General features: G+C 36.2%; 18 protein-coding genes. 9 read left to right on the top strand and 9 right to left on the bottom strand.

The window, feature by feature from the left end:
* Nucleotides 1–174 precede the first annotated feature (174 nt).
* Nucleotides 175–2,973 carry a T9SS type A sorting domain-containing protein gene (locus WH267_RS17145; protein WP_340009937.1) on the top strand — a complete coding sequence of 933 codons (2,799 nt, stop codon included), beginning with the start codon at nt 175–177 and terminating at the stop codon, nt 2,971–2,973.
* Nucleotides 2,974–3,092: 119 nt separating this feature from the next.
* Here WH267_RS17145 and WH267_RS17140 read toward each other — a convergent pair whose 3' ends face one another.
* Together WH267_RS17140 and WH267_RS17135 are read right to left on the bottom strand one after the other, a co-directional pair.
* Nucleotides 3,093–3,251: a hypothetical protein gene (locus WH267_RS17140; RefSeq protein ID WP_165852313.1), complete on the bottom strand. Its 159-nt coding sequence runs from the start codon at nt 3,249–3,251 to the stop codon at nt 3,093–3,095.
* A gap of 44 nt (nt 3,252–3,295) precedes the next feature.
* The gene (locus tag WH267_RS17135) at nt 3,296–4,123 is read right to left on the bottom strand and encodes an ion transporter (protein WP_115973494.1); all 828 of its coding nucleotides are present in this window, start codon (nt 4,121–4,123) and stop codon (nt 3,296–3,298) included.
* 61 nt (nt 4,124–4,184) lie between these two features.
* On the opposite strand from WH267_RS17135, the gene WH267_RS17130 reads away from it, so the two are divergent.
* Nucleotides 4,185–5,282, top strand: a complete 1,098-nt coding sequence (locus WH267_RS17130) for a Nif3-like dinuclear metal center hexameric protein (RefSeq protein ID WP_340009936.1) — start codon at nt 4,185–4,187, stop codon at nt 5,280–5,282.
* 2 nt (nt 5,283–5,284) lie between these two features.
* Nucleotides 5,285–6,061, top strand: a complete 777-nt coding sequence (locus WH267_RS17125) for a zinc ribbon domain-containing protein (RefSeq protein WP_115973492.1) — start codon at nt 5,285–5,287, stop codon at nt 6,059–6,061.
* A gap of 364 nt (nt 6,062–6,425) precedes the next feature.
* Here the strand turns inward: WH267_RS17125 and WH267_RS17120 are convergent, their stop codons facing one another.
* From WH267_RS17120 to WH267_RS17110, 3 genes are all read right to left on the bottom strand, one after another.
* Nucleotides 6,426–8,204, bottom strand: coding sequence for an AMP-dependent synthetase/ligase (locus WH267_RS17120; RefSeq protein WP_123319845.1), 1,779 nt, complete (start codon nt 8,202–8,204; stop codon nt 6,426–6,428).
* 189 nt (nt 8,205–8,393) lie between these two features.
* Nucleotides 8,394–9,065 (bottom strand): hypothetical protein, encoded by a 672-nt coding sequence (locus tag WH267_RS17115; protein ID WP_340009935.1) that lies wholly within the window; start codon nt 9,063–9,065, stop codon nt 8,394–8,396.
* Between the two features lie 79 nt (nt 9,066–9,144).
* Nucleotides 9,145–9,720, bottom strand: coding sequence for a Crp/Fnr family transcriptional regulator (locus WH267_RS17110; RefSeq protein WP_228438947.1), 576 nt, complete (start codon nt 9,718–9,720; stop codon nt 9,145–9,147).
* 189 nt (nt 9,721–9,909) lie between these two features.
* Here WH267_RS17110 and WH267_RS17105 point away from each other — a divergent pair, with 189 nt between their 5' ends.
* From WH267_RS17105 to WH267_RS17095, 3 genes are all read left to right on the top strand, one after another.
* Nucleotides 9,910–11,049 (top strand): acyl-CoA dehydrogenase, encoded by a 1,140-nt coding sequence (locus WH267_RS17105; protein WP_340009934.1) that lies wholly within the window; start codon nt 9,910–9,912, stop codon nt 11,047–11,049.
* Between the two features lie 22 nt (nt 11,050–11,071).
* Nucleotides 11,072–11,437 carry a hypothetical protein gene (locus tag WH267_RS17100; RefSeq protein ID WP_047485689.1) on the top strand — a complete coding sequence of 122 codons (366 nt, stop codon included), beginning with the start codon at nt 11,072–11,074 and terminating at the stop codon, nt 11,435–11,437.
* Between the two features lie 213 nt (nt 11,438–11,650).
* Nucleotides 11,651–12,595, top strand: coding sequence for a hypothetical protein (locus WH267_RS17095; RefSeq protein WP_340009933.1), 945 nt, complete (start codon nt 11,651–11,653; stop codon nt 12,593–12,595).
* Between the two features lie 186 nt (nt 12,596–12,781).
* On the opposite strand, the gene WH267_RS17090 is transcribed toward WH267_RS17095, so the two are convergent.
* From WH267_RS17090 to WH267_RS17075, 4 genes are all read right to left on the bottom strand, one after another.
* Nucleotides 12,782–13,729, bottom strand: coding sequence for a DUF4349 domain-containing protein (locus WH267_RS17090; protein WP_340009932.1), 948 nt, complete (start codon nt 13,727–13,729; stop codon nt 12,782–12,784).
* Between the two features lie 301 nt (nt 13,730–14,030).
* Nucleotides 14,031–15,626 (bottom strand): peptide chain release factor 3, encoded by a 1,596-nt coding sequence (locus tag WH267_RS17085; protein ID WP_340009931.1) that lies wholly within the window; start codon nt 15,624–15,626, stop codon nt 14,031–14,033.
* A 238-nt stretch (nt 15,627–15,864) separates the two neighbouring features.
* Nucleotides 15,865–16,575, bottom strand: a complete 711-nt coding sequence (locus WH267_RS17080) for a hypothetical protein (protein ID WP_340009930.1) — start codon at nt 16,573–16,575, stop codon at nt 15,865–15,867.
* A gap of 1 nt (nt 16,576) precedes the next feature.
* Nucleotides 16,577–17,296 (bottom strand): hypothetical protein, encoded by a 720-nt coding sequence (locus WH267_RS17075; protein WP_340009929.1) that lies wholly within the window; start codon nt 17,294–17,296, stop codon nt 16,577–16,579.
* A 93-nt stretch (nt 17,297–17,389) separates the two neighbouring features.
* On the opposite strand from WH267_RS17075, the gene WH267_RS17070 reads away from it, so the two are divergent.
* The 3 genes from WH267_RS17070 (at nt 17,390) to WH267_RS17060 (ending at nt 19,883) form a co-directional block, all read left to right on the top strand.
* Nucleotides 17,390–18,220 (top strand): CPBP family intramembrane glutamic endopeptidase, encoded by an 831-nt coding sequence (locus WH267_RS17070; protein ID WP_340009928.1) that lies wholly within the window; start codon nt 17,390–17,392, stop codon nt 18,218–18,220.
* 29 nt (nt 18,221–18,249) lie between these two features.
* On the top strand, nt 18,250–18,834 hold the full coding sequence (rdgB, locus tag WH267_RS17065) for an RdgB/HAM1 family non-canonical purine NTP pyrophosphatase (protein ID WP_409013132.1): 585 nt from the start codon (nt 18,250–18,252) through the stop codon (nt 18,832–18,834).
* Between the two features lie 134 nt (nt 18,835–18,968).
* Nucleotides 18,969–19,883, top strand: coding sequence for a ribonuclease Z (locus WH267_RS17060; protein ID WP_340009927.1), 915 nt, complete (start codon nt 18,969–18,971; stop codon nt 19,881–19,883).
* The last annotated feature ends 5 nt before the right edge of the window (nt 19,884–19,888 follow it).

The following is a 19,888-nucleotide window of genomic DNA, read 5'->3' as shown; positions in this document are numbered from 1 at the left end:
CAACTTAAATTTTATTCTAATCTAAATTTAAAGTTGTAAAATAGTTTTCAAATAAACAAAATTGAAGCAGAATGTTGATTTATTATAGTTTTTTAATTTGTTTTTATCTTGTTTTGAGTGTTTTGTTTGAATTATTACTAATTTAGTGATTGAATTAACATCTAAAAAAAATATATGAAGAAAATCTTACTCTTATACTTACTCATGGTAAGTTTAATCTTGAATGCTCAAATTACCCTAGGAGAGGGGAGCACGACAGTTGGAAATATTCCAATCAATACAAATTACGGATATTCCTATTCTCAGCAGATTTTTACCAAACAGGAAATTAATGCTGCAGCAGCGGGAACTGTTTCGGGGCTTAAATTGTATGTAAACCCATCTGCGGATTTTACCAATTCAGCCAACTGGACGATTTATCTCGGCCATAGTTCCAAAACCAATTTTACATCAGGCAGTGATTGGGTTCCTGTTGCAGAACTTACAGAAGTTTTTTCAGGAACAGTTACCAATACGAATGGTGTTTTGGAGGTAGCATTTACTACCCCATTTACTTATAACAATACACAGAACTTGGTAGTTGCAGTGCATGAAAGTACTCCGGATTATGATTCTGATGATGATTCATTTTCTGTATTTGATGACCCTAATGCACAGAACAAATCTATTTTGTATAAATCGGATAGTAATGATCCGGATCCTACAGATCCTGAGTGGGGAAATCTGCAGGGGACCAGGTCTGTTATCAGTCTGATAGGGCTTAGCCCAAGCCCGATACCTTCTTGTCCTGTTGTAACTTATCCGCTCAATAATGCGGTTCTTGTACCTCTGTCTCCTGTGATTACCTGGAGTGCATCATCTGGAGCTTCAAGCTATAAAGTTTCAATAGGAACTACTCCGGGAGGAACAGATGTTGCTAATCAGCAAACCGTAACCACAACGAGCCTTACTCCCTTATCTCCTCTTTCTACCGGTGTAACTTATTATCTTAAGGTAACTTCAGTAGGAACTGGAGGGGAATCTTCAGGATGCACTGAAATAAAATTCAAAACAGCACCACCACCACCATCCAATGATGAATGTACAAGTGCTGTTACCCTAACTGTAAACCCAGATATGAACTGTGGAAGTGCTACAGCAGGAACAACCCTTTCTGCAACAGATTCCGGATTGGATCCGGATCCATGTTATGGTACTCCTGATGATGATGTGTGGTATAAATTTACCGCTACAGCTTCTACTCATGTGGTTTCACTTAAAAATATCACTTCGGCTGGTTCAGATTCAGATACTGATACTTATTTTCAGGTGTTCAGTGGAGCTTGTGGAAACATGACCAGTATTTTATGCTCAGATCCCGATACAGGAATAGTGAATGGTCTTAATCCGGGAGAAGTATATTATATAAGAGTTTACAGTTATGAAGATGGAACACAGTATGCACAAAGCTTTAAAATCTGTATTGGGACATTTCCACCGCCGCCAGCCAACGATGAGTGTGATAACGCAGTTACTCTGGCCATAAACCCAGATCTGAATTGTGGAATAGCTACTCCAGGAACAACCCTTTCTGCAACAGATTCCGGAGTGGATCCGGATCCATGTTATGGTACTCCTGATGATGATGTATGGTATAAATTTGTTGCGACAGCTTCCTCCCACGTTATTTCACTTAAAAATGTACAAGCGGCAGGAACAGGAACCAGCACCGATGCTTATTTTCAGGTTTTAAGCGGAATTTGTGGAGGACTAACAAGTATTCTTTGTTCAGATCCTAACACTGGAACTGTATCAGGTCTTACTGTAGGGGATACTTATTATGTAAGAGTGTACAGCTACGGAGGAACAGGGCAGGCTCAAAGTTTCAATATCTGTGTAGGAACATTCCCTCCACCCCCTTTGAATGATGAATGTACTGCTGCTGTTACACTAACGGTAAATCCGGACATGAACTGCGGTAGCAAAGTATCAGGACATACCCTTGGAGCTACAGATTCAAACCAACCGGTAGATCCTTGTGACGGAGAAGCAGATGATGATGTATGGTTTAAGTTTACAGCCACTGCAGATACTCACGCCATATCATTGAGCAACATGAGTTCTATCGGAGCAGATTATAGCTATTCACTTTTATTTCAGGTTTTGAATGGAAGTTGTAGCAGTCTGGCCAATGTAGCATGTTCAGAGTATGATGAGACGAAACTTATTTCCGGCCTTACTGTAGGAGAAACATATTATATAAGAGTATATACAGATGGAGGAGCAGGAGAAGCACAGATGTTTGATATTTGTGTAGGAACACTTCCGCCGGCGCCTGCAAATGACAGCTGTTCAGGAGCTTTGGTAGCTTCTGTATTCCCTTATATATATACACAGTCTGATGCTGCAGGAGCTACAAATAATAACGGATTTATTGAAATCTGTTCGGATGGTATGAATGATGGTACGTGGTTCACTTTTACAGGAGATGGTACTGTTTATGATATAAAAGTTACCATGCCGGCAGACAGTAGCTTTGACCCTCAGGTAGGATTATACAGTGGTACGTGTAATAATTTAACCTGTGAAAATACTGTAGATAGCGGAAGCGGTGGCGGAACAGAAACAATGTCTGTTTCAACGACTGCAGGAACCGTATATTATGTGAATGTAGGGCATTATGATGATAATGAAGATATAATGGAAGGAACATTTACCATTACCATCAATAAAGAGACCCTTGGAACCTCAGAAATAGCTAAAGCTAAAAATGAAATTAAAGTATATCCGAATCCATTCACTGAAATACTGAATATTTCAAAAGTAGACCAGGTAAAAACAGTTTCTGTTCTGGATGTTTCCGGAAGACTGGTAAAAACAATTGAAAACCCTTCTTCCGTTCTTCATTTAGGGGATCTGAAACAGGGAATGTATCTGGTAGTATTAAATATGAAAGATGGTTCTAAACAAACAGTGAAAGCTATTAAGAAATAAATAATAGTTACAGAATATTCAGTCACATACTGAATATCTTATTTGATAAAAAAAGATGAGCGAAATTTTCGCTCATCTTTTCTATTTTAGATGGTCTATTGCTCATTACTTGTCATGCATTATTTATCCGGTACTGGCTGTATCTCCCCCGTATTCATAAGATCGAAAACAGTTGGGAAGAACATGACGAGGATAAAGTAAATAATAATCATCAGGACTATTAATGAGAAAAGAATAATGACTAAACTATTCGGTTTGTTTTTCTTTTTTGGTTCCATGATTTTGTGGTATTTGGTGAATAGATTAAACTAATATCCAAATATCAAGCTAATTTCTTGCCACATTGCTTGCAGTATCTTGCATCATCATCAATATCTTCATTACCACAACGGTCACATATCTTTTCCAGATTCTGTCTTTTGTTTCGCATTTCTGCTGTTACAATACCTGTTGGAACTGCAATAATAGAATAACCGGCCAGCATCAGAACAACGGCGAAAAACTTGCCAAGGGGAGTAATAGGGGAGACATCACCATATCCTACGGTAGTCACGGTTACTACAGCCCAATAGATTGCCTGAGGAATGGTTTCAAATCCCTGCCGGCCTCCTTCCACCATGAACATAAGAGAGCCTACGATCACTGAAAATATAATCAGAAACAGCAGAAATATATAAATTTTTCTAGAGCTGTTTTTTAAAGCCTTTACAATAAGATAGCCGTCATTCATGAAATCCAGCAAATTGAAAATTCTGAAAACTCTCAGCATTCTCAGCATTCTGAAGATCAGAAAATATTTGGTAACAGGAAAGAAGAAACTTAGATAAAAAGGAACTAATGCAAGGAAATCTATGATCCCGAAGAAGCTGAATATATAGTGCTTTTTATTTTTTAGTACTGCAATCCGCATGGAATATTCTGCGGTGAAAAAAATAGAAATAATCCATTCAAGAATGAGAAAAGTATAATGAAATCTTTTATCAAGCTGAGGCACGCTTTCCATCATAATAATAGCAGTGCTCACAAGAATTAAGGACAATAAGATGATATCGAACAGTTTTCCGAGCCTGGTATCGGAACGATAAATGATTCGATAAAGGTATCTTTTCCAAAGTTTGTCTTCAGGAACAAGATTGTGTTCTCTTTCCATTCTGAATGTTTTTTAAAATTAACAAATTATCGTTATTTTCGTAGCAAACATACAGAATAAAATGACAATAAGAAAAGTAATCTCAGAAATAGATAGGCTCATTCCGTTGCAGCAGGCAGAAGATTTTGATAATGTAGGATTATTATGCGGAGTTCCTGACCGTAACGTATCCGGGATTCTGATTTGTCATGATGCATTGGAAAATGTAGTAGATGAGGCCATTGAGAAAAACTGTAATCTCATTGTATGTTTTCATCCTATTATTTTTTCCGGACTGAAATCTTTAACCGGGAAAAACTATGTAGAAAGAGCAGTCTTAAAAGCAATTGAAAATAAAATTGCGATTTATGCCATTCATACAGCTTTTGATAATGATTTCTTTGGAGTGAATCATGGAATATGCAGCCAGCTGGGATTAAAGAATATGAAAATTCTTCAGCCGAAAGAAAATAATTTAAAACAGCTGACGGTTTTCGTACCTAAAGACTATTCAGAAAAAGTAAAAGAAGCGATGTTCTCTGCAGGAGCAGGAAGCATAGGATTTTATGACGAATGTAGCTTTACTGTTAATGGAAATGGTACATTCAGACCTGTTGAAGGTTCAAATCCGTTTTCAGGGCAACAGAATATTCGGGAGAATGCCGATGAAGACATGATTTCTGTAATTTTTGAAGGATTTAGGCAGGGGCAGATTGTGGGGGCAATGAAAGAGGCACATCCTTATGAAGAAGTAGCTCATCAGATATACAGTCTTGATAATAAAAACCATCATGTAGGACTCGGGATGTACGGTGAGCTAGAGGAAGAAATGGAAGAAAAGGATTTCCTGAGGTTTGTGAAAGAAAAATTCGGCATTGAAGTTATTAAACATTCAGATTTTACGAGTAAAAAAATTAAAAGAGTAGGGGTTCTTGGCGGTTCCGGAGCCAGTGGAATACGATCTGCAGTTTCCAGGAAATGTGATGCTTACCTTACCGGAGATCTTAAATATCATGACTATTTTTTAGCAGAGTCTAAAATGTTGTTGTGCGATATAGGACACTATGAATCAGAACAATTTGTAAGTCAACAATTATTTGAAATTTTATCACAAAAATTTAGTACATTTGCAATTTCAAAATCTATTGAAAAAACAAACCCAGTAAATTATTTCATTTAAATATGGCAAAAACCAACGATATTTCAGTTGAAGAAAAATTAAGAGCTTTATACGATTTACAGATCATTGATTCAAGATTGGATGAAATCCGAAATACTAGAGGAGAATTGCCAATTGAAGTTGAAGATCTAGAGATCGAGATTGAAGGTCTTGAGAAGAGAGCTGAAAAATTTCATGCAGACATCAAAGATCAGGACGATCAGATCAAAACAAAGCATGAAGTGATTAACCATGCAAAAACTTTAATTGAGAAATACAAGTCTCAGCAGGATAATGTAAGAAACAATAAAGAGTTTGAAGCATTAGGAAAAGAAATGGAATTCCAGGATCTGGAAATTCAGCTTGCTGAAAAAAGAATTAAAGAGTTCGGAGCTAAAATCGCTCACAAAAACGAAACTTTAAGCGAACTTACTTCAAAGATCGACGATTTAAAAAGCCACTTGAAATTCAAGAAAGAAGAGTTGGATGGTTTGATCTCTGAAACTCAAAAAGAAGAAGAGTACCTTATTGAGCAGTCTAAAGAATATGCAGGTAAAATCGATGAGAGATTACTGGCTTCTTATAACAGAATCAGAAAAAGCTCTATCAACGGACTTGCAGTTGTAGGATTAGAAAGAGGAGCTCCAAAAGGATCTTTCTTCACTATTCCACCTCAAAAACAAATGGAAATTGCTCAGAGAAAGAAAATCATCATTGATGAGCACTCTGGAAAAATCCTTGTTGACGATGAGTTGGTAATGGAAGAAAACGAAAGAATGAAATCTGTAATTAAATTCTAATTACTAATTTTAAAAATATAAAAAAGCTGTTTCAGAAATGAGACAGCTTTTTTATTTTGTTGAACCATGAATGACACAAATGTTTCACAAATGCCACAAATTACTTGGCTGTTTTCTTGTCATTCCGACGAAGGAGGAATCTCAACATCATAAGATAAATAAAAACAGCCCTCTATTTCTAAAGAAATGACAAAGATTACGCTTGAAAATCTGCTAAATCTGAGAGTGAAAAATTCAATAGAAATAGGCTTTAGCCTATTTAATAAAAATAAACAAATTCCATTGGCTTTAGCCAAAACCTAATTAGTTTATCAGATTAAAATCCACAAAAAAACCGCTTCAAACGAAGCGGTTATATTTTTATTTATTCATGATGATCATACATCTTATTGTACAGGGCAATAAACTTCTCTTTTACCGCCTTTCTCTTCAGTTTCAGCGTAGGAGTCAGAAGTCCGGATTCAATGCTCCATATTTCAGGAGTAAGCTCGATCTTCTTAATTTTCTCCCAGTTTCCGAGATGCTCATTGATACCTTCAATTTCTTTTTCAATCCTTTGTTTCAGTTCAGCGCTGTTTGCAATTTCAGCTGGATTGGAACCGATATTCAGGTTATTTCTCATCGCCCAGCTTTTTGCAAACTCAAAATCAGGCTGTACCAGAGCGCATGGCATTTTCTCACCATCACCTACCACCATGATCTGCTCGATGAATTTAGAGGCTTTTGCTAGGTTTTCAATCGTTTGAGGAGCAATATATTTACCACCGGATGTTTTGAACATTTCTTTTTTACGGTCTGTAATCTGTAGGAATCCATCAGTATCAATGTGGCCGATGTCTCCTGTTTTAAAGAATCCGTCTTGTGTAAATGCCTCTCTTGTCATTTCTTCATTTTGGAAGTACCCTTTGAAAACAGATGGTCCTTTTACCGTAATTTCACCATCTTCCTGGATTTTTACCTGTAGGTTATCCAAAGGTACACCCACGGTTCCCACTCTCATTTTTTCAAAACTGTTTACAGAAATTACAGGTGAAGTTTCCGTTAAGCCATATCCTTCCAAAATAGGAATTCCAGCATTCTGGAACATTAAATTCAGTCTTGTAGATAAAGCAGCAGATCCTGAAACTAATGTAACAATTTCACCTCCTAAACCTTCTCTCCATTTAGAAAACACCAGCTTGTCTGCAATAAGTTCCTGAATTCCGGATGGTTTGGAAACAGATTTCTTTTTGGTAATCAGATTCAGAGCCCAGAAGAAGATTTTTGATTTTAAACCTCCGGCAGAAGAACCGGTATTGTAGATCTTATCATATACTTTTTCTACCAATCTTGGGACCACAGTCATGTAATGGGGTTTCACTTCCTTTACATTTTCACCCATTTTATCGATGCTTTCAGCAAAATAAAGAGAAAAACCGTTGTATTGGTAAAGATAGAAAAGCATTCTTTCAAAAATATGACAGATAGGAAGGAAACTTAATGCTCTTGTTTCCTTATAATCCAGACTTTTTTTCTTAGGAATTCTAGGGATAGAACCTAATACATTGGAAACAATATTATTATGGGTCAGCATAACCCCTTTAGGTCTTCCTGTAGTTCCTGAAGTATATATAATAGTAGCCAGATCCTCAGTATTGATGGCATTGGAAAGATCTTCCACCTCAATTTGAGTGGATTCATCCTCACCAAGATCCAGAATTTCGCTCCAGTTGGCAGCACCGCTTATTTTATCAAAAGTAAAAATTCCCTGTAAGCTGGGAATATTGTGCTTTACCTTCATTACTTTGTTGAGAAGCTCCTTATCAGAGACAAAGCAGTATTGTATTTGTGCGTTATTGAAAATAAATTCATAATCCTCCGGAGAAATACTTGGATAAACCGGTACCGAAACAACACCAATCTGGGAGATTCCAAAATCCATAATAGCCCATTCTGTACGGGAATTGGTGGTTATCAAAGCGATCTTATCACCCGGCTTTATACCTAGCTTCAGTAATCCTCTGGATATCTTATTGCCTTCATTAATAAACTCCTGTGTAGAAGTTTTTTTCCATTCACCATGATACTTCGTTGCAAACATATCCGTTTTAGGATATTTCTCTAAAGCGTAGTGCGGAATATCGAATAATCTCTTGATCGTCATGATTTTTTAAATAATTTATAAAGAAATCTAAATATAAGCATTTTTTTTAATTGAAAAAATTGAATGGTATGAATTCAAGATTATTAAAATGCTTAACATATTAATTTAAAATCCAGGCCGGAAAATATATTACTTCTTATTTCTTTTCAACTATTCATTAAGCCCATCTGTTTTTTATGAAAATATAATTTATTGATTACCTGAAAATTTTATTTCCCTGTTTCTATCAACCCAGCCGGCAAGGAAGAGGATAAGAGCCATAAGAATTACAAAAGATATAAATAAAACTTTCACAGAATCAGGAGGAGGTGGTCCAAATGTATTGGAAAGCGTTACGATAACAAGTAATACTGCCAGTCCCAAAAGTCCCCATTTACCTTTCTTATTTTTTACAGTGGTTGTAGATATATAGACAGACAGGCCTCCAAAAAAGATAAGAAATTCAATAATGAGAGTAGCCGCAATATGATTCCATAATCCGAACCCCATTTTATAATTGCCAAATGGTGTAATGGGCAGATCTGTAGTGTGAACTATCAAATCAAAGAACCAATGGCTGAGAACACATAAACCAATGACCACAGCGCTTCTGATATCTTTTTTTATTAAAAAATAGATGAACGTGGCAAGAATTCCCCATACAATTCCCATCAAAAGACTGTGAGTAAACGGGAAGTAAAGAAAATCGTACGCATTGACTTTAGTATACCCGGGAACAACTGCTACTTTTTCTATATTAAAAATGAGCATAAAAGGCCAGAGGATATCTACAAACTGAGTAGCCGCGAATAAGGTAATTAATGAAACCTTTGGAGCTGCTTTTTTGGCAGCAAATGATAAACCGAAGTGTCCTATAAACATGATTGTATTGTTTTTACGTTTAATAACGAACACAAAGTTAAAATATAGAAGAAGGCGTACACTTGATAAAAATCAAGAATTACATAAGCTGTTTTTTTCTGATTCTGCTGAAAGTCTCAGGTGTCATTCCCAATATTGAAGCAATATATTGTAATGGAACCTGATTAAATAACTCTTTGTTGCTCTCAAAAAAAGAATTGTATCTCTCTTCCGCAGACATAGACAAATGGCTGAAAATTCTATCCTCCATATAAGTTACACATTGGATGATGAAATTCTTCTCCAGTTCATTCCATGTCGGAACTATATTGATGATTTTACTATAGTCATTGTGGGTAATAAAATAGATTTCTGTATCAGATAGAGCCTGAATGGTCCAACGGGATGGAATTTTAAAATAAAAACTTGACAGGTCTGTTCCAAAATATCCTTTGGTTGCAATCCATTGGGTAATTTCCTTATCATATTTTGTTGTAAAGACTCTCAATAATCCGGATTGAATAAAACATAATTTATCACATATCCTTCCTGCTTTTAGAAAGTTATCTCCCTTTTTCAAAATCTCTGATTTGAAAAGTGAACTTACCTGATTCAATTGCTCCGGCTGAATAATTTTAAAATGAGATTGGATATATTGTTCAAGTTCTTTCATCATGCAGAAATTAAAATATTCTTATGGCCAAATCTACACATTAAATCAATACTTTATATGCTTTGTGCTTTAACCCAATAGTTGTTTTTTGGTAATATTTGTGCAGCCGGATAATTAATAATGGGCAATTACCAATTCTATTTTCAGATTTCGTTAAAAAGTGTAAATTTACGGCTATCTAATTATTTTTTTATGGACTTTAATTTATCGGAAGAACAGCTGATGATTCAGCAGGCGGCAAGAGACTTTGCACAGAACGAACTATTACCTGAAGTTATTGAAAGAGACCGCGACCAGAAATTCCCTGTAGAACAGGTGAAGAAAATGGGGGAAATGGGACTTTTAGGAATGATGGTGGATCCAAAATACGGTGGTGCAGGTATGGACAGTGTTTCTTACGTGCTGGCAATGGAGGAGATTGCAAAAATAGACGCTTCTGCAGCTGTTGTAATGTCTGTAAACAACTCATTGGTTTGTGCCGGTCTTGAAAAATTTGCTTCTGAAGAGCAGAAAGTAAAATATCTTACACCATTGGCAAGCGGAAAAGTGATCGGAGCATTTGCATTATCTGAGCCGGAGGCTGGTTCTGATGCAACTTCTCAGAAAACTACTGCTGAAGATAAAGGAGATTACTATCTTTTAAATGGGATCAAAAACTGGATCACCAATGGTGGAACAGCAACTTACTATATCGTAATTGCACAGACTGATCCTGAGAAAAAACATAAAGGAATCAATGCTTTCATCGTAGAAAGAGGATGGGAAGGCTTTGAAATCGGAACAAAAGAAGATAAACTGGGAATCAGAGGAAGTGATACACACTCTTTGATCTTCAATAACGTTAAAATTCCAAAAGAAAACAGAATCGGTGAAGACGGGTTTGGTTTCAATTTTGCAATGGCTGTATTGAACGGTGGTAGAATCGGTATTGCTTCTCAGGCATTAGGTATTGCTTCAGGAGCTTACGAATTGGCGTTGAAATATGCTAAAACAAGAAAAGCTTTCAAAACTGAGATCATCAATCACCAGGCGATCGCATTCAAATTAGCAGATATGGCAACTCAGATCACAGCAGCAAGAATGCTTTGCTTCAAAGCAGCTTGTGAGAAAGATGCAGGAAAAGATATCTCTGAAAGCGGAGCTATGGCAAAATTATACGCTTCTCAGGTAGCAATGGATACTACTATTGAAGCTGTACAGATTCACGGTGGATATGGATATGTGAAAGAATACCATGTAGAAAGATTAATGAGAGATGCAAAAATTACTCAGATCTACGAAGGAACTTCTGAAATCCAGAAAATCGTGATCTCCAGAAGTATTGCAAAATAAGAATTTATAAAACACACACGCTATGAAAAAATCTTTGTGGATCACCCTTGGTGTCGTACTGCTGTTATTAGGAGTATTTGTATGGTATAAGTACTTCTTCGTTTTCGGAGAAGGCGTGAAATCCGGATACCTGAACTATGCCATGAAAAAAGGCTATGTCTTCAAAACCTATGAAGGTAAATTGATTCAGGAAGGTTTCGGAAAAGGTAAAGCGGGAGGTATTACAAGCTATGAGTTTGAATTTTCTGTAGATGACCCTGAAGTTTTCAAACAATTGGAGACCAACAGTGGTAAAACCTTTGACCTCCATTACAAAGAATACAATGGTGCTCTTCCGTGGCGGGGAAATACAAAGTTTGTCGTAGACAAAGTTGTGAATATGAAATAATCTTAAAGGCTTCCGTTATGGAAGCCTTTTTTGCAGGGCAGGATGCTTTATTGTTTTCAAAACAGTTGTCACCATATCATTTCAATAGGGTTCTGTGTCTTTTTGGTGCTATCTACGATCAAAGATTGTTGTGTGTTGAATAGTAAAAAAAATAGATTTATTTATTGGTAATCAATAATTTAATTATATTTAATATCACAAATAAATCACACTATGATGAGAATTTTATCTCTATTGTTCCTTTTCGGAGCAGTAACACTTGTTAGTTCCCAGATTGGAATTAACACAGAGAAACCTACCGAAACACTAGATGTAAACGGTACGGTACGCATACGAAACATCAAACAAACTGGTCCCCGTACTTCAGCAAAAGATTCTATCGTTGCATTTGATAACGGTGGTGTACTTAAAAGAGTAACAGCTGCACAGATTGTTGCTGAGGGAAATGGATTAGTTTCTGTCGTAACGGCGAGTCCGCTCACAGGAAATGGAACGGCTGCCAATCCTGTTGTTCTGGGACAAAATGGAGCATCCAACGAGCAACTTCTTCAATGGAACGGAACCACATGGATCCCTGTCTCTGCTTCTGCTTTAGGAACCATATCATTGAATGTGGGAACTTCCGGCAGCAATATCAATGTTTCCGGTTCACCAGCTTCTTTAGGAGGAAGTATGACACTTAATATTCCGGATGCAAGTCCCACGGCAAGGGGAGTGGTTACTACTGCCAATCAGTCGTTTGCAGGGGTGAAAATATTTTCAACAGTAGGTATAAACACTACTGCCCCTACTGCCTCTTCGAAATTAGATGTTAATGGTGCTTATAAGCTGGGAAGCACAGGAACAGTTCATAAAAATATGATTAGTTTCTCAACAACAGTCAATAGTTCCATTTCTTCTGGAGATTCAACATTCTTAGGCAATTTTAATTCTTCCGGAGTTTTGGATGTCAATGTGACCATTCCTGCAGCAAGCAGGCCTGGGTCTTCACAGGCAGTAGTAGCAGTATCTCCAAATTTCGACCTACCCGGAGCTGTTTCAATAGCTTCTGCAAGGCTTACTTCACCCACCAATGTAAGAGTTCGCTTTATTAATACCGATAGAAATAATGGGCAAACCATTTCCGGGACACTGTTTATTACGATCAGTGAATTTTAATTTGGCTTTTTTCTTATCATCTTCCTCTTGGGAAATAACTTGTAAAAATATGATCTTACTGAGAGGAAGGTGAGTTTTTAGACCGTTGGTTCTTATTTTTAATTCAACTTTTGAAAACTGATATTCTAAATACAATTAAATAAACTAAAAAATCCATCACACAGGTGACGGATTCAAAAATCTATTCTATTGAGAATCCCTATCAGGAGTATTGGAATTTCTCTTTTTATAGAAATAGTATCCAATACCACCAATCAGAAATACAGGCCATAATGGAAGAAGGAAAAGAAAGATGGAAGTAATCACATCCCAGCCTGATTCAATAGCTGCCAATGATTTTCCGCCAAAAGTTTTAGGTTCCTTTTCCACTTCAGTTTTATCCGTGATATTGATATCGATACTGCAGATGGTGTTGTCTGTATAATTACGTCCTGTAACCTGAATATCTCTGGTTTCAATATCCCCGATAGTACTGTTCAGGGCTTCCATTAATCCATCGAAATGCTGGATAGGTACTTTGATGTCCAGAGTGTATACTTTTTGATTTTCATCCCGCTGATTTGCTGATTCAATATAGGACTGGTTCTCACTTTTAATGTAACCATTATTTTTAATAGCTTCTTCTTTAATGATTTCTTTTACCGTTTCAATATTATCTGCTCTTATCGCAAGATACCCTGTTTTTACCATTTTATCTTTTGGCATATTCAGCTCATAGCTGTCATTTTTTGGCTTTTCCTTGTAAATGATTTTGGTCTCTTTAATAACTTTGGGAGCTGGAGTATTTGTGGCAATTTTCTCAGTTTTCTTTGCTGTAGAATCATTTTTCTCAACTTTTGATTCCAGTTTTGTAGATGCAATTTTATCAGATAGAGAATCTACCATTTTGGAAGTGCGTTCTATTTTCTCCTGAATATCATTTTTGGCACCTTCAATATCTTTTATTCTTATACTGGCTGAATCAAGAGCCTGGTTTGCCGTTTTGCCGGCATTGTCAATAGCTTCTGAAGCAACAGTAGCAGCACTGTCTATACTTTGGGCAGCATCCTCTATATTAGATTGAGAAGCTCCTCCTTTTTGACTGCACGCAATAAAAGCGCCTGATATAGCAATCAGTAATATGTACTTTTTCATAACATTAATTTTTTGATGAAGTAAAATTAGTGACGAAGCAGCTGAAGTACTTGTAAATGGAATGTATTCTGGTCGTAAAGTTATAACTGTAATATTTTCAGTTGTTTGTATTTATTTTACAAGAGATTTACAAAACGCCTTTTTTGTTCAACACAGCTAAATTTAAGCTGTATCAAGAAAAATATTACAATGGAAAATGTGTAATTTCTATCCTATGGAGGGAGCAAAAAAAATCCGCAGAAATTCTCTGCGGATCTATATCTTTAACAACTTCACTGTTTAGCGATTTTGTCTGTTCATATTAGTTTTCTCTGAATTCACTGATAAAATGAAGTTTCACATTCGGAAATTTCTCCTGTGTCATATGAATGGTGAAAGAAGAATCTGCCAAAAATACCAGTTGATTGTATTTATCTTTGGCAAGGAATCTCTGTTTTAATCTTGCAAACTCTTTAAACTCTTCTGATTTTTCATCAGCTTCCACCCAACATGCTTTATGCATTGAAAGTGGTTCGTAAGTACATTTTGCACCATATTCATGTTCCAGACGGTATTGAATAACCTCGTACTGAAGGGCTCCTACAGTTCCAATGATCTTTCTTCCGTTCATTTCCAGCGTAAATAGCTGGGCAACCCCTTCATCCATCAGCTGATCAATACCTTTAGCCAATTGTTTAGCTTTAAGCGGATCATTGTTATTGATATAACGGAAATGTTCCGGAGAGAAGCTTGGAATACCTTTGAAACTTAGCTTTTCACCGCCAGTCAAAGTATCACCGATTCTGAAACTTCCCGTGTCATGAAGACCAACGATATCGCCAGGGAAACTTTCTTCTACAACCTCTTTTTTATCAGCAAAGAAAGCATTAGGGGAAGAGAATTTCATCTTTTTACCTTCTCTTACCAACAGATAGTTTTCATTTCTCTTAAAAGTTCCGGAAACGATTTTTACGAAAGCCAGTCTGTCTCTGTGTTTAGGATCCATGTTAGCGTGGATTTTGAAAACAAAACCTGTGAAAGTACTTTCTTCCGGTTTTACCAAACGGGTATCACTTTCTTTAGGCTGTGGCATCGGAGCGATGTCAATGAACGCATTCAATAATTCACGAACTCCAAAATTGTTCAATGCAGAACCAAAGAACACAGGTTGTAAATCACCTTTCATATAATCTTCACGATTAAATTCAGGATAAACAGACTGGATCAGATCAAGCTCTTCTCTTAAAGTAGCGGCAGCTTTTTCACCAATAACATCATCTATTGAAGTATCATTAATATCATCAAACTTAATAGAATCTCCAACTTTCTGCTTTTTCTCTTCTAAGAATAATTGAATATTGTTTTCCCAGATATTATAAATTCCCTGGAAATCGCTACCCATACCAATCGGTAGAGAAAGCGGACAAACTGTTAACCCTAATTTCTGTTCCACTTCATCCAAAAGATCGAAGGCATCTTTACCCTCACGGTCAAGTTTGTTGATGAATACCAACATCGGAATGTTTCTCATTCTACAAACCTTAACCAGTTTTTCAGTCTGTTCCTCAACTCCTTTTGCTACGTCAATCACAACAATTACTGAATCTACAGCGGTTAGCGTTCTGTAAGTATCCTCAGCAAAATCCTTGTGACCCGGAGTATCGAGAATATTGATTTTATGATCTCTATATTCAAAAGCCAATACGGAAGTTGCTACAGAGATCCCTCTCTGTCTTTCAATTTCCATAAAGTCGGAAGTAGCTCCTTTTTTTATTTTGTTGGATTTTACCGCACCCGCTTCCTGGATTGCCCCCCCGAAAAGAAGCAGCTTTTCAGTAAGCGTTGTTTTTCCGGCATCCGGGTGGGAAATGATCCCGAAGGTCTTTCTTTTTTGTATTTCTTTGATTAAGTCTGACATATCGTATTTTGAAGTTGCAAAAATCGTGATTTTTTACGAGGTTTTCAAATTTAAATTAATACAATACTGATTAGAAGAGAAAGCAGGTAGATAAGAAGGATTGAGAATACCCAATAAAAGGAATAAAAGCATCCTTGTAATTTATAATTATAAAGCTGGTAATAACACTGAAATGTACTATAAAATTCACAAGCGCAGCGAATTGAGATTAATTATTCACCATTGCCGTTTCCGGTTATCAGAAAAGAATTCTTACTAATAATATCAGGACATAAATCAACCCTAAACCCACAAGAAAAATAAATGCAGATATAAATAAATCAAACTTTTCATATTTTTTCCTCGGTGAGGAATCTGGAGAAAGATCATACTCTTTAATGGTCTGCTGGCTTATTTTTAAGTCAGGACGAAAATATTGGATTCCTATTAAAAACTGACGATACATCTCAATTTGATTGCTAAGAAGAACATATTCAAAGTTGAAATCTATACTTGTCAATACACTTTCGCCTGCTTTATTTCGAAGAAAAACATTCAGATAGCTTTGGGGATATCTTGATGTAGTACTGTACATATAGGCGTCATGTGATAAGTTTCTAGACTGCTGCAGTTCACTATATAAAATGATATTGATAATATTATCCCGGCTGTCATAAAAAGTAACTCCTTTCTCATCAATAATGGCTTTCCTGATTTTTCCTTTTTTTCGATTGGTCAAGGCTAGAATCAGAGCCAAACAACAAAGTATAAGAAGAATTATAGCAATAACTAGAAGAAAAAAAATACCAAGATCATTTTCGAAATACTGGCTGATATTGTTATACATATTTTCGAAAACAGTTCCGATGACCATAATAATCATGATAATAGCTATCCACATGATTCCTATCAGAGAATAAGTGGCCGTTTTATTGACTTTAGACACTATGGTTTGAAACTTTTCCGTCATATCAGTTTTTTAATTCAGCTAATAAAAATACAAGGCCAAAAATGGCTGCACTGATCACAAATACTGCAAGAATTAAAAGCCAGCCTCCTAATGAAGTTCCTTTTCTATTGACTTTCCAAGTAGTCGGATCAATAGAAAAGCTACTGACAGCCATCGGATCTATTTTTAAATCCGGACGAAAAACCGTGATTCCATGCATAAAATGAGCATATAAAGTAAATTTATTCTTTACAACATGAAGAGGTAGGTTCATGTCAATACGTCTTTTCGTTTCTTCTTTTTTTTCAGGTTTTAAGGTTACTTCAAGAAAAGGGACAATGCTGCCACCAACTGTTGTTACCGTATAAATATCAAAATCTTGCTTTGAAGAACGAAGCTCTGTGTACAATATCTGTTCTACGATTTCATTTTTTGAATTGTAAAATAAAAGTCCGGTATTATCAACAATGATCTTCCTTGAAATATTTTTTCTTTTTATGATATAGTAGCGTGTAGAAGGAATTAAGATAAGAAGCGAAATTCCCCAACATATCAATGCGGGTGTTAACATTGCTTCAAATCCTCTTTTATAAATCCCATAAACGGGGCCGAGGACAAAAAGACTGAATAATAAAAACAGCATCCCGAAAAAAGTGGACTGAAGGATGAAAGTGGCCAGCCTGTTAATTTTAGATTCAACACCGGCGAAAGGAATTGCTGTATTTGTTTTGATGATATTCATGGTACTGGGGCTAATTTAAGTATTTTCTTTTTTAGTTGCCTGTAGCATTCAAAAAAATTATCTTTGTTTCAATAAATTTTTACAGAAAAAAGAATGGAAAATAGCAGGTATCCGAAGTTTACTTTCACATGGCTGGGCGCTGTTACTTTAGTGGTTGGATTGTTTGTAGGGACGATGGCTGTTTCTTTATTCAGTACCTTTTGGAAGGTGGCTTTCAAAGAAAATCTTGAATTGAAAGACTGGTTTCTGATGGTGGCCAATTCTGTAGGATTCGTCACATCCATTGCATTCTTCGATTTTTTCATTGTGAGAAGAACCACACAGCAGAGGCTTAATTTTAATCTTTCATCCGTTAATTTTTATACCTATCTCCTTATTTTTCCGATGATGGCAGGGATGATGTTTATTTCAGAGTTTACAACAACACTGATTCCTACATCAGGTCCTTTTTTTGGAGATTTCTACGAATATTTCACTCAGCTTATGAGCCAGCTGACCGATAATCCTGTGGTTATGATTATCATGACTGTAATTATGGCTCCCATTTTTGAAGAGATCATATTCAGAGGGATTATCCAGAAAGGACTGATCAATAAAGGAGTAAAACCATGGAGAGCTATTTTATATGCATCCATTATTTTTGGAGTAGTTCATGGCAACCCATGGCAGTTCATCAGTGCTGTGATGCTGGGGTGCGTGTTAGGATTGGTATATCACAAGACAAAATCTTTACTGATGCCGATATTGTTGCATGCATTTAATAACCTGACCTTGTCATTACTGGTACTTTATGGTAAAGATGAAAGTTTTGCAAAAGTTTTTAATGTTTCAGAATGGCTGATTTTAGCCATAGGAATTCTACTTTTTTCTTTGTTTTACTATCTTTTTATGAAGAAATATAAAGTACATTATTCTGAAATATAATCAACAGCAGTTAAAAAGTAAAATTGAAAATGAATATAGAAATGGAATTATTGGTAGCTACCCACAACGAGCATAAGAAAGAAGAGATTCAGCAGATTTTAGGAAATGACTGTACTGTTAAAAGTCTTACAGATTATAACATTCACGAAGAAATTATAGAAGATGGAGATTCTTTTCATGCTAATGCTTTAATTAAGGCGAAATATTGTTTTGAAAAGACTGGAGTTCCGAGTTTGGGAGATGACAGCGGGCTTGTTGTAGAATCTTTAGACGGAAGACCTGGGATATTCTCTGCCCGTTATGCCGGAGATCATGATTTTGCTAAAAATATTGAAAAAGTATTGGAAGAAATGAAGGGAGTAGAGAACAGGAAAGCTTATTTTGTGACTGTTTTATGTTATTATGATGAAAATGGGGCCCAATATTTCGAAGGAAGAGTTCACGGAAATTTACTGACTGAAAATAAAGGATTCAAAGGATTCGGATATGATCCGATTTTTGTTCCGGAAGGATATGACAGAACTTTTGCAGAAATGGATCCTGCAGATAAAAACAAGATCAGCCACCGTAAGCAGGCATTGGATCTGTTTATGGATTTTTTAAAAGTAAAGTAGTCAATACTACAGATAAAAAGAACCACTTCTCTTTCCCGGAGAAGTGGTTTTTTTATGCTTTTCCTGCTTAAAAGTAAAGGTAAAATATATGTTTTAAAATTTCTGTCGTACATTTGTTACAATAAACAATTGATTTGAGTACTTATTTAACAATATTAGGTTTTAATTCAGCGATTCCGACGATCAACACCTCACCCACAGCCCAGCTGTTGGAAATGGAAGAAAGGCTCTTCCTGATCGATTGTGGAGAGGGAACACAGGTACAGTTGAGAAAAGCAAAAGCCAGATTTTCAAAAATCAACCATATTTTTATTTCTCATCTTCACGGTGATCATTGCTTTGGTCTTCCGGGTCTTATTGCCTCTTTTCGTCTTTTGGGAAGAGAAAACCCATTACATGTTTATGGTCCGAAAGGGATTAAGAAGATGATGGAAACTATTTTCCAGATTACGGAAACACATCGTGGTTTTGAAGTGGTATATCATGAACTGGATAAAGATTATTCTGAAAAGATCTATGAGGACAATAGAGTGGAGGTATATACCATTCCTTTAGATCACAGAATCTACTGTAATGGTTATCTTTTTAAAGAAAAGCCGAAGGACAGACATCTGGATATGAAGGAAATTGTCAAATACAGTGAAATTGAAAGCTGTGATTATCATAATATCAAAGCAGGAAAAGATTTCGTTTTAAGTGATGGTTATGTTCTTAAAAATGATGTGCTTACTCTTGATCCGGCTCCATCAGTATCTTATGCATTCTGTAGTGATACCCGTTATCTAGAAAGTGTAATTCCGATCATTAAAAACGTGACGGCTCTGTATCATGAGTCTACCTTTTTGCATGATTTAAAAGAAATGGCAGATTATACAGGACATACCACTGCATTGGAGGCAGCAACCATTGCGCAAAAAGCTCAGGTAGGAAAGCTTATTTTGGGGCATTTTTCCAACAGATATGCAGATCTGACGGTATTTACCGATGAAGCCAGAACCATTTTCCCTAATTCATTCCTGCCAAAAGCTCTGGAGAGTGTAAAAATTTAAATAAG

This window comes from Chryseobacterium sp. MYb328 (assembly GCF_037572595.1).
Classification (GTDB): Bacteria; Bacteroidota; Bacteroidia; order Flavobacteriales; family Weeksellaceae; genus Chryseobacterium; species Chryseobacterium pennae.
The sequence above is the reverse complement of the archived record's forward strand: the minus strand, read 5'-3'. Positions and strand labels throughout refer to the sequence as shown.

Coding starts and splice junctions, on each gene's coding strand:
- WH267_RS17145 (WP_340009937.1), top strand. CDS start 175: ATGAAGAAAATCTTACTCTTATACTTACTCATGGTAAGTTTAATCTTG.
- WH267_RS17140 (WP_165852313.1), bottom strand. CDS start 3,251: ATGGAACCAAAAAAGAAAAACAAACCGAATAGTTTAGTCATTATTCTT.
- WH267_RS17135 (WP_115973494.1), bottom strand. CDS start 4,123: ATGGAAAGAGAACACAATCTTGTTCCTGAAGACAAACTTTGGAAAAGA.
- WH267_RS17130 (WP_340009936.1), top strand. CDS start 4,185: ATGACAATAAGAAAAGTAATCTCAGAAATAGATAGGCTCATTCCGTTG.
- WH267_RS17125 (WP_115973492.1), top strand. CDS start 5,285: ATGGCAAAAACCAACGATATTTCAGTTGAAGAAAAATTAAGAGCTTTA.
- WH267_RS17120 (WP_123319845.1), bottom strand. CDS start 8,204: ATGACGATCAAGAGATTATTCGATATTCCGCACTACGCTTTAGAGAAA.
- WH267_RS17115 (WP_340009935.1), bottom strand. CDS start 9,065: ATGTTTATAGGACACTTCGGTTTATCATTTGCTGCCAAAAAAGCAGCT.
- WH267_RS17110 (WP_228438947.1), bottom strand. CDS start 9,720: ATGATGAAAGAACTTGAACAATATATCCAATCTCATTTTAAAATTATT.
- WH267_RS17105 (WP_340009934.1), top strand. CDS start 9,910: ATGGACTTTAATTTATCGGAAGAACAGCTGATGATTCAGCAGGCGGCA.
- WH267_RS17100 (WP_047485689.1), top strand. CDS start 11,072: ATGAAAAAATCTTTGTGGATCACCCTTGGTGTCGTACTGCTGTTATTA.
- WH267_RS17095 (WP_340009933.1), top strand. CDS start 11,651: ATGATGAGAATTTTATCTCTATTGTTCCTTTTCGGAGCAGTAACACTT.
- WH267_RS17090 (WP_340009932.1), bottom strand. CDS start 13,729: ATGAAAAAGTACATATTACTGATTGCTATATCAGGCGCTTTTATTGCG.
- WH267_RS17085 (WP_340009931.1), bottom strand. CDS start 15,626: ATGTCAGACTTAATCAAAGAAATACAAAAAAGAAAGACCTTCGGGATC.
- WH267_RS17080 (WP_340009930.1), bottom strand. CDS start 16,575: ATGACGGAAAAGTTTCAAACCATAGTGTCTAAAGTCAATAAAACGGCC.
- WH267_RS17075 (WP_340009929.1), bottom strand. CDS start 17,296: ATGAATATCATCAAAACAAATACAGCAATTCCTTTCGCCGGTGTTGAA.
- WH267_RS17070 (WP_340009928.1), top strand. CDS start 17,390: ATGGAAAATAGCAGGTATCCGAAGTTTACTTTCACATGGCTGGGCGCT.
- rdgB (WP_409013132.1), top strand. CDS start 18,250: ATGAATATAGAAATGGAATTATTGGTAGCTACCCACAACGAGCATAAG.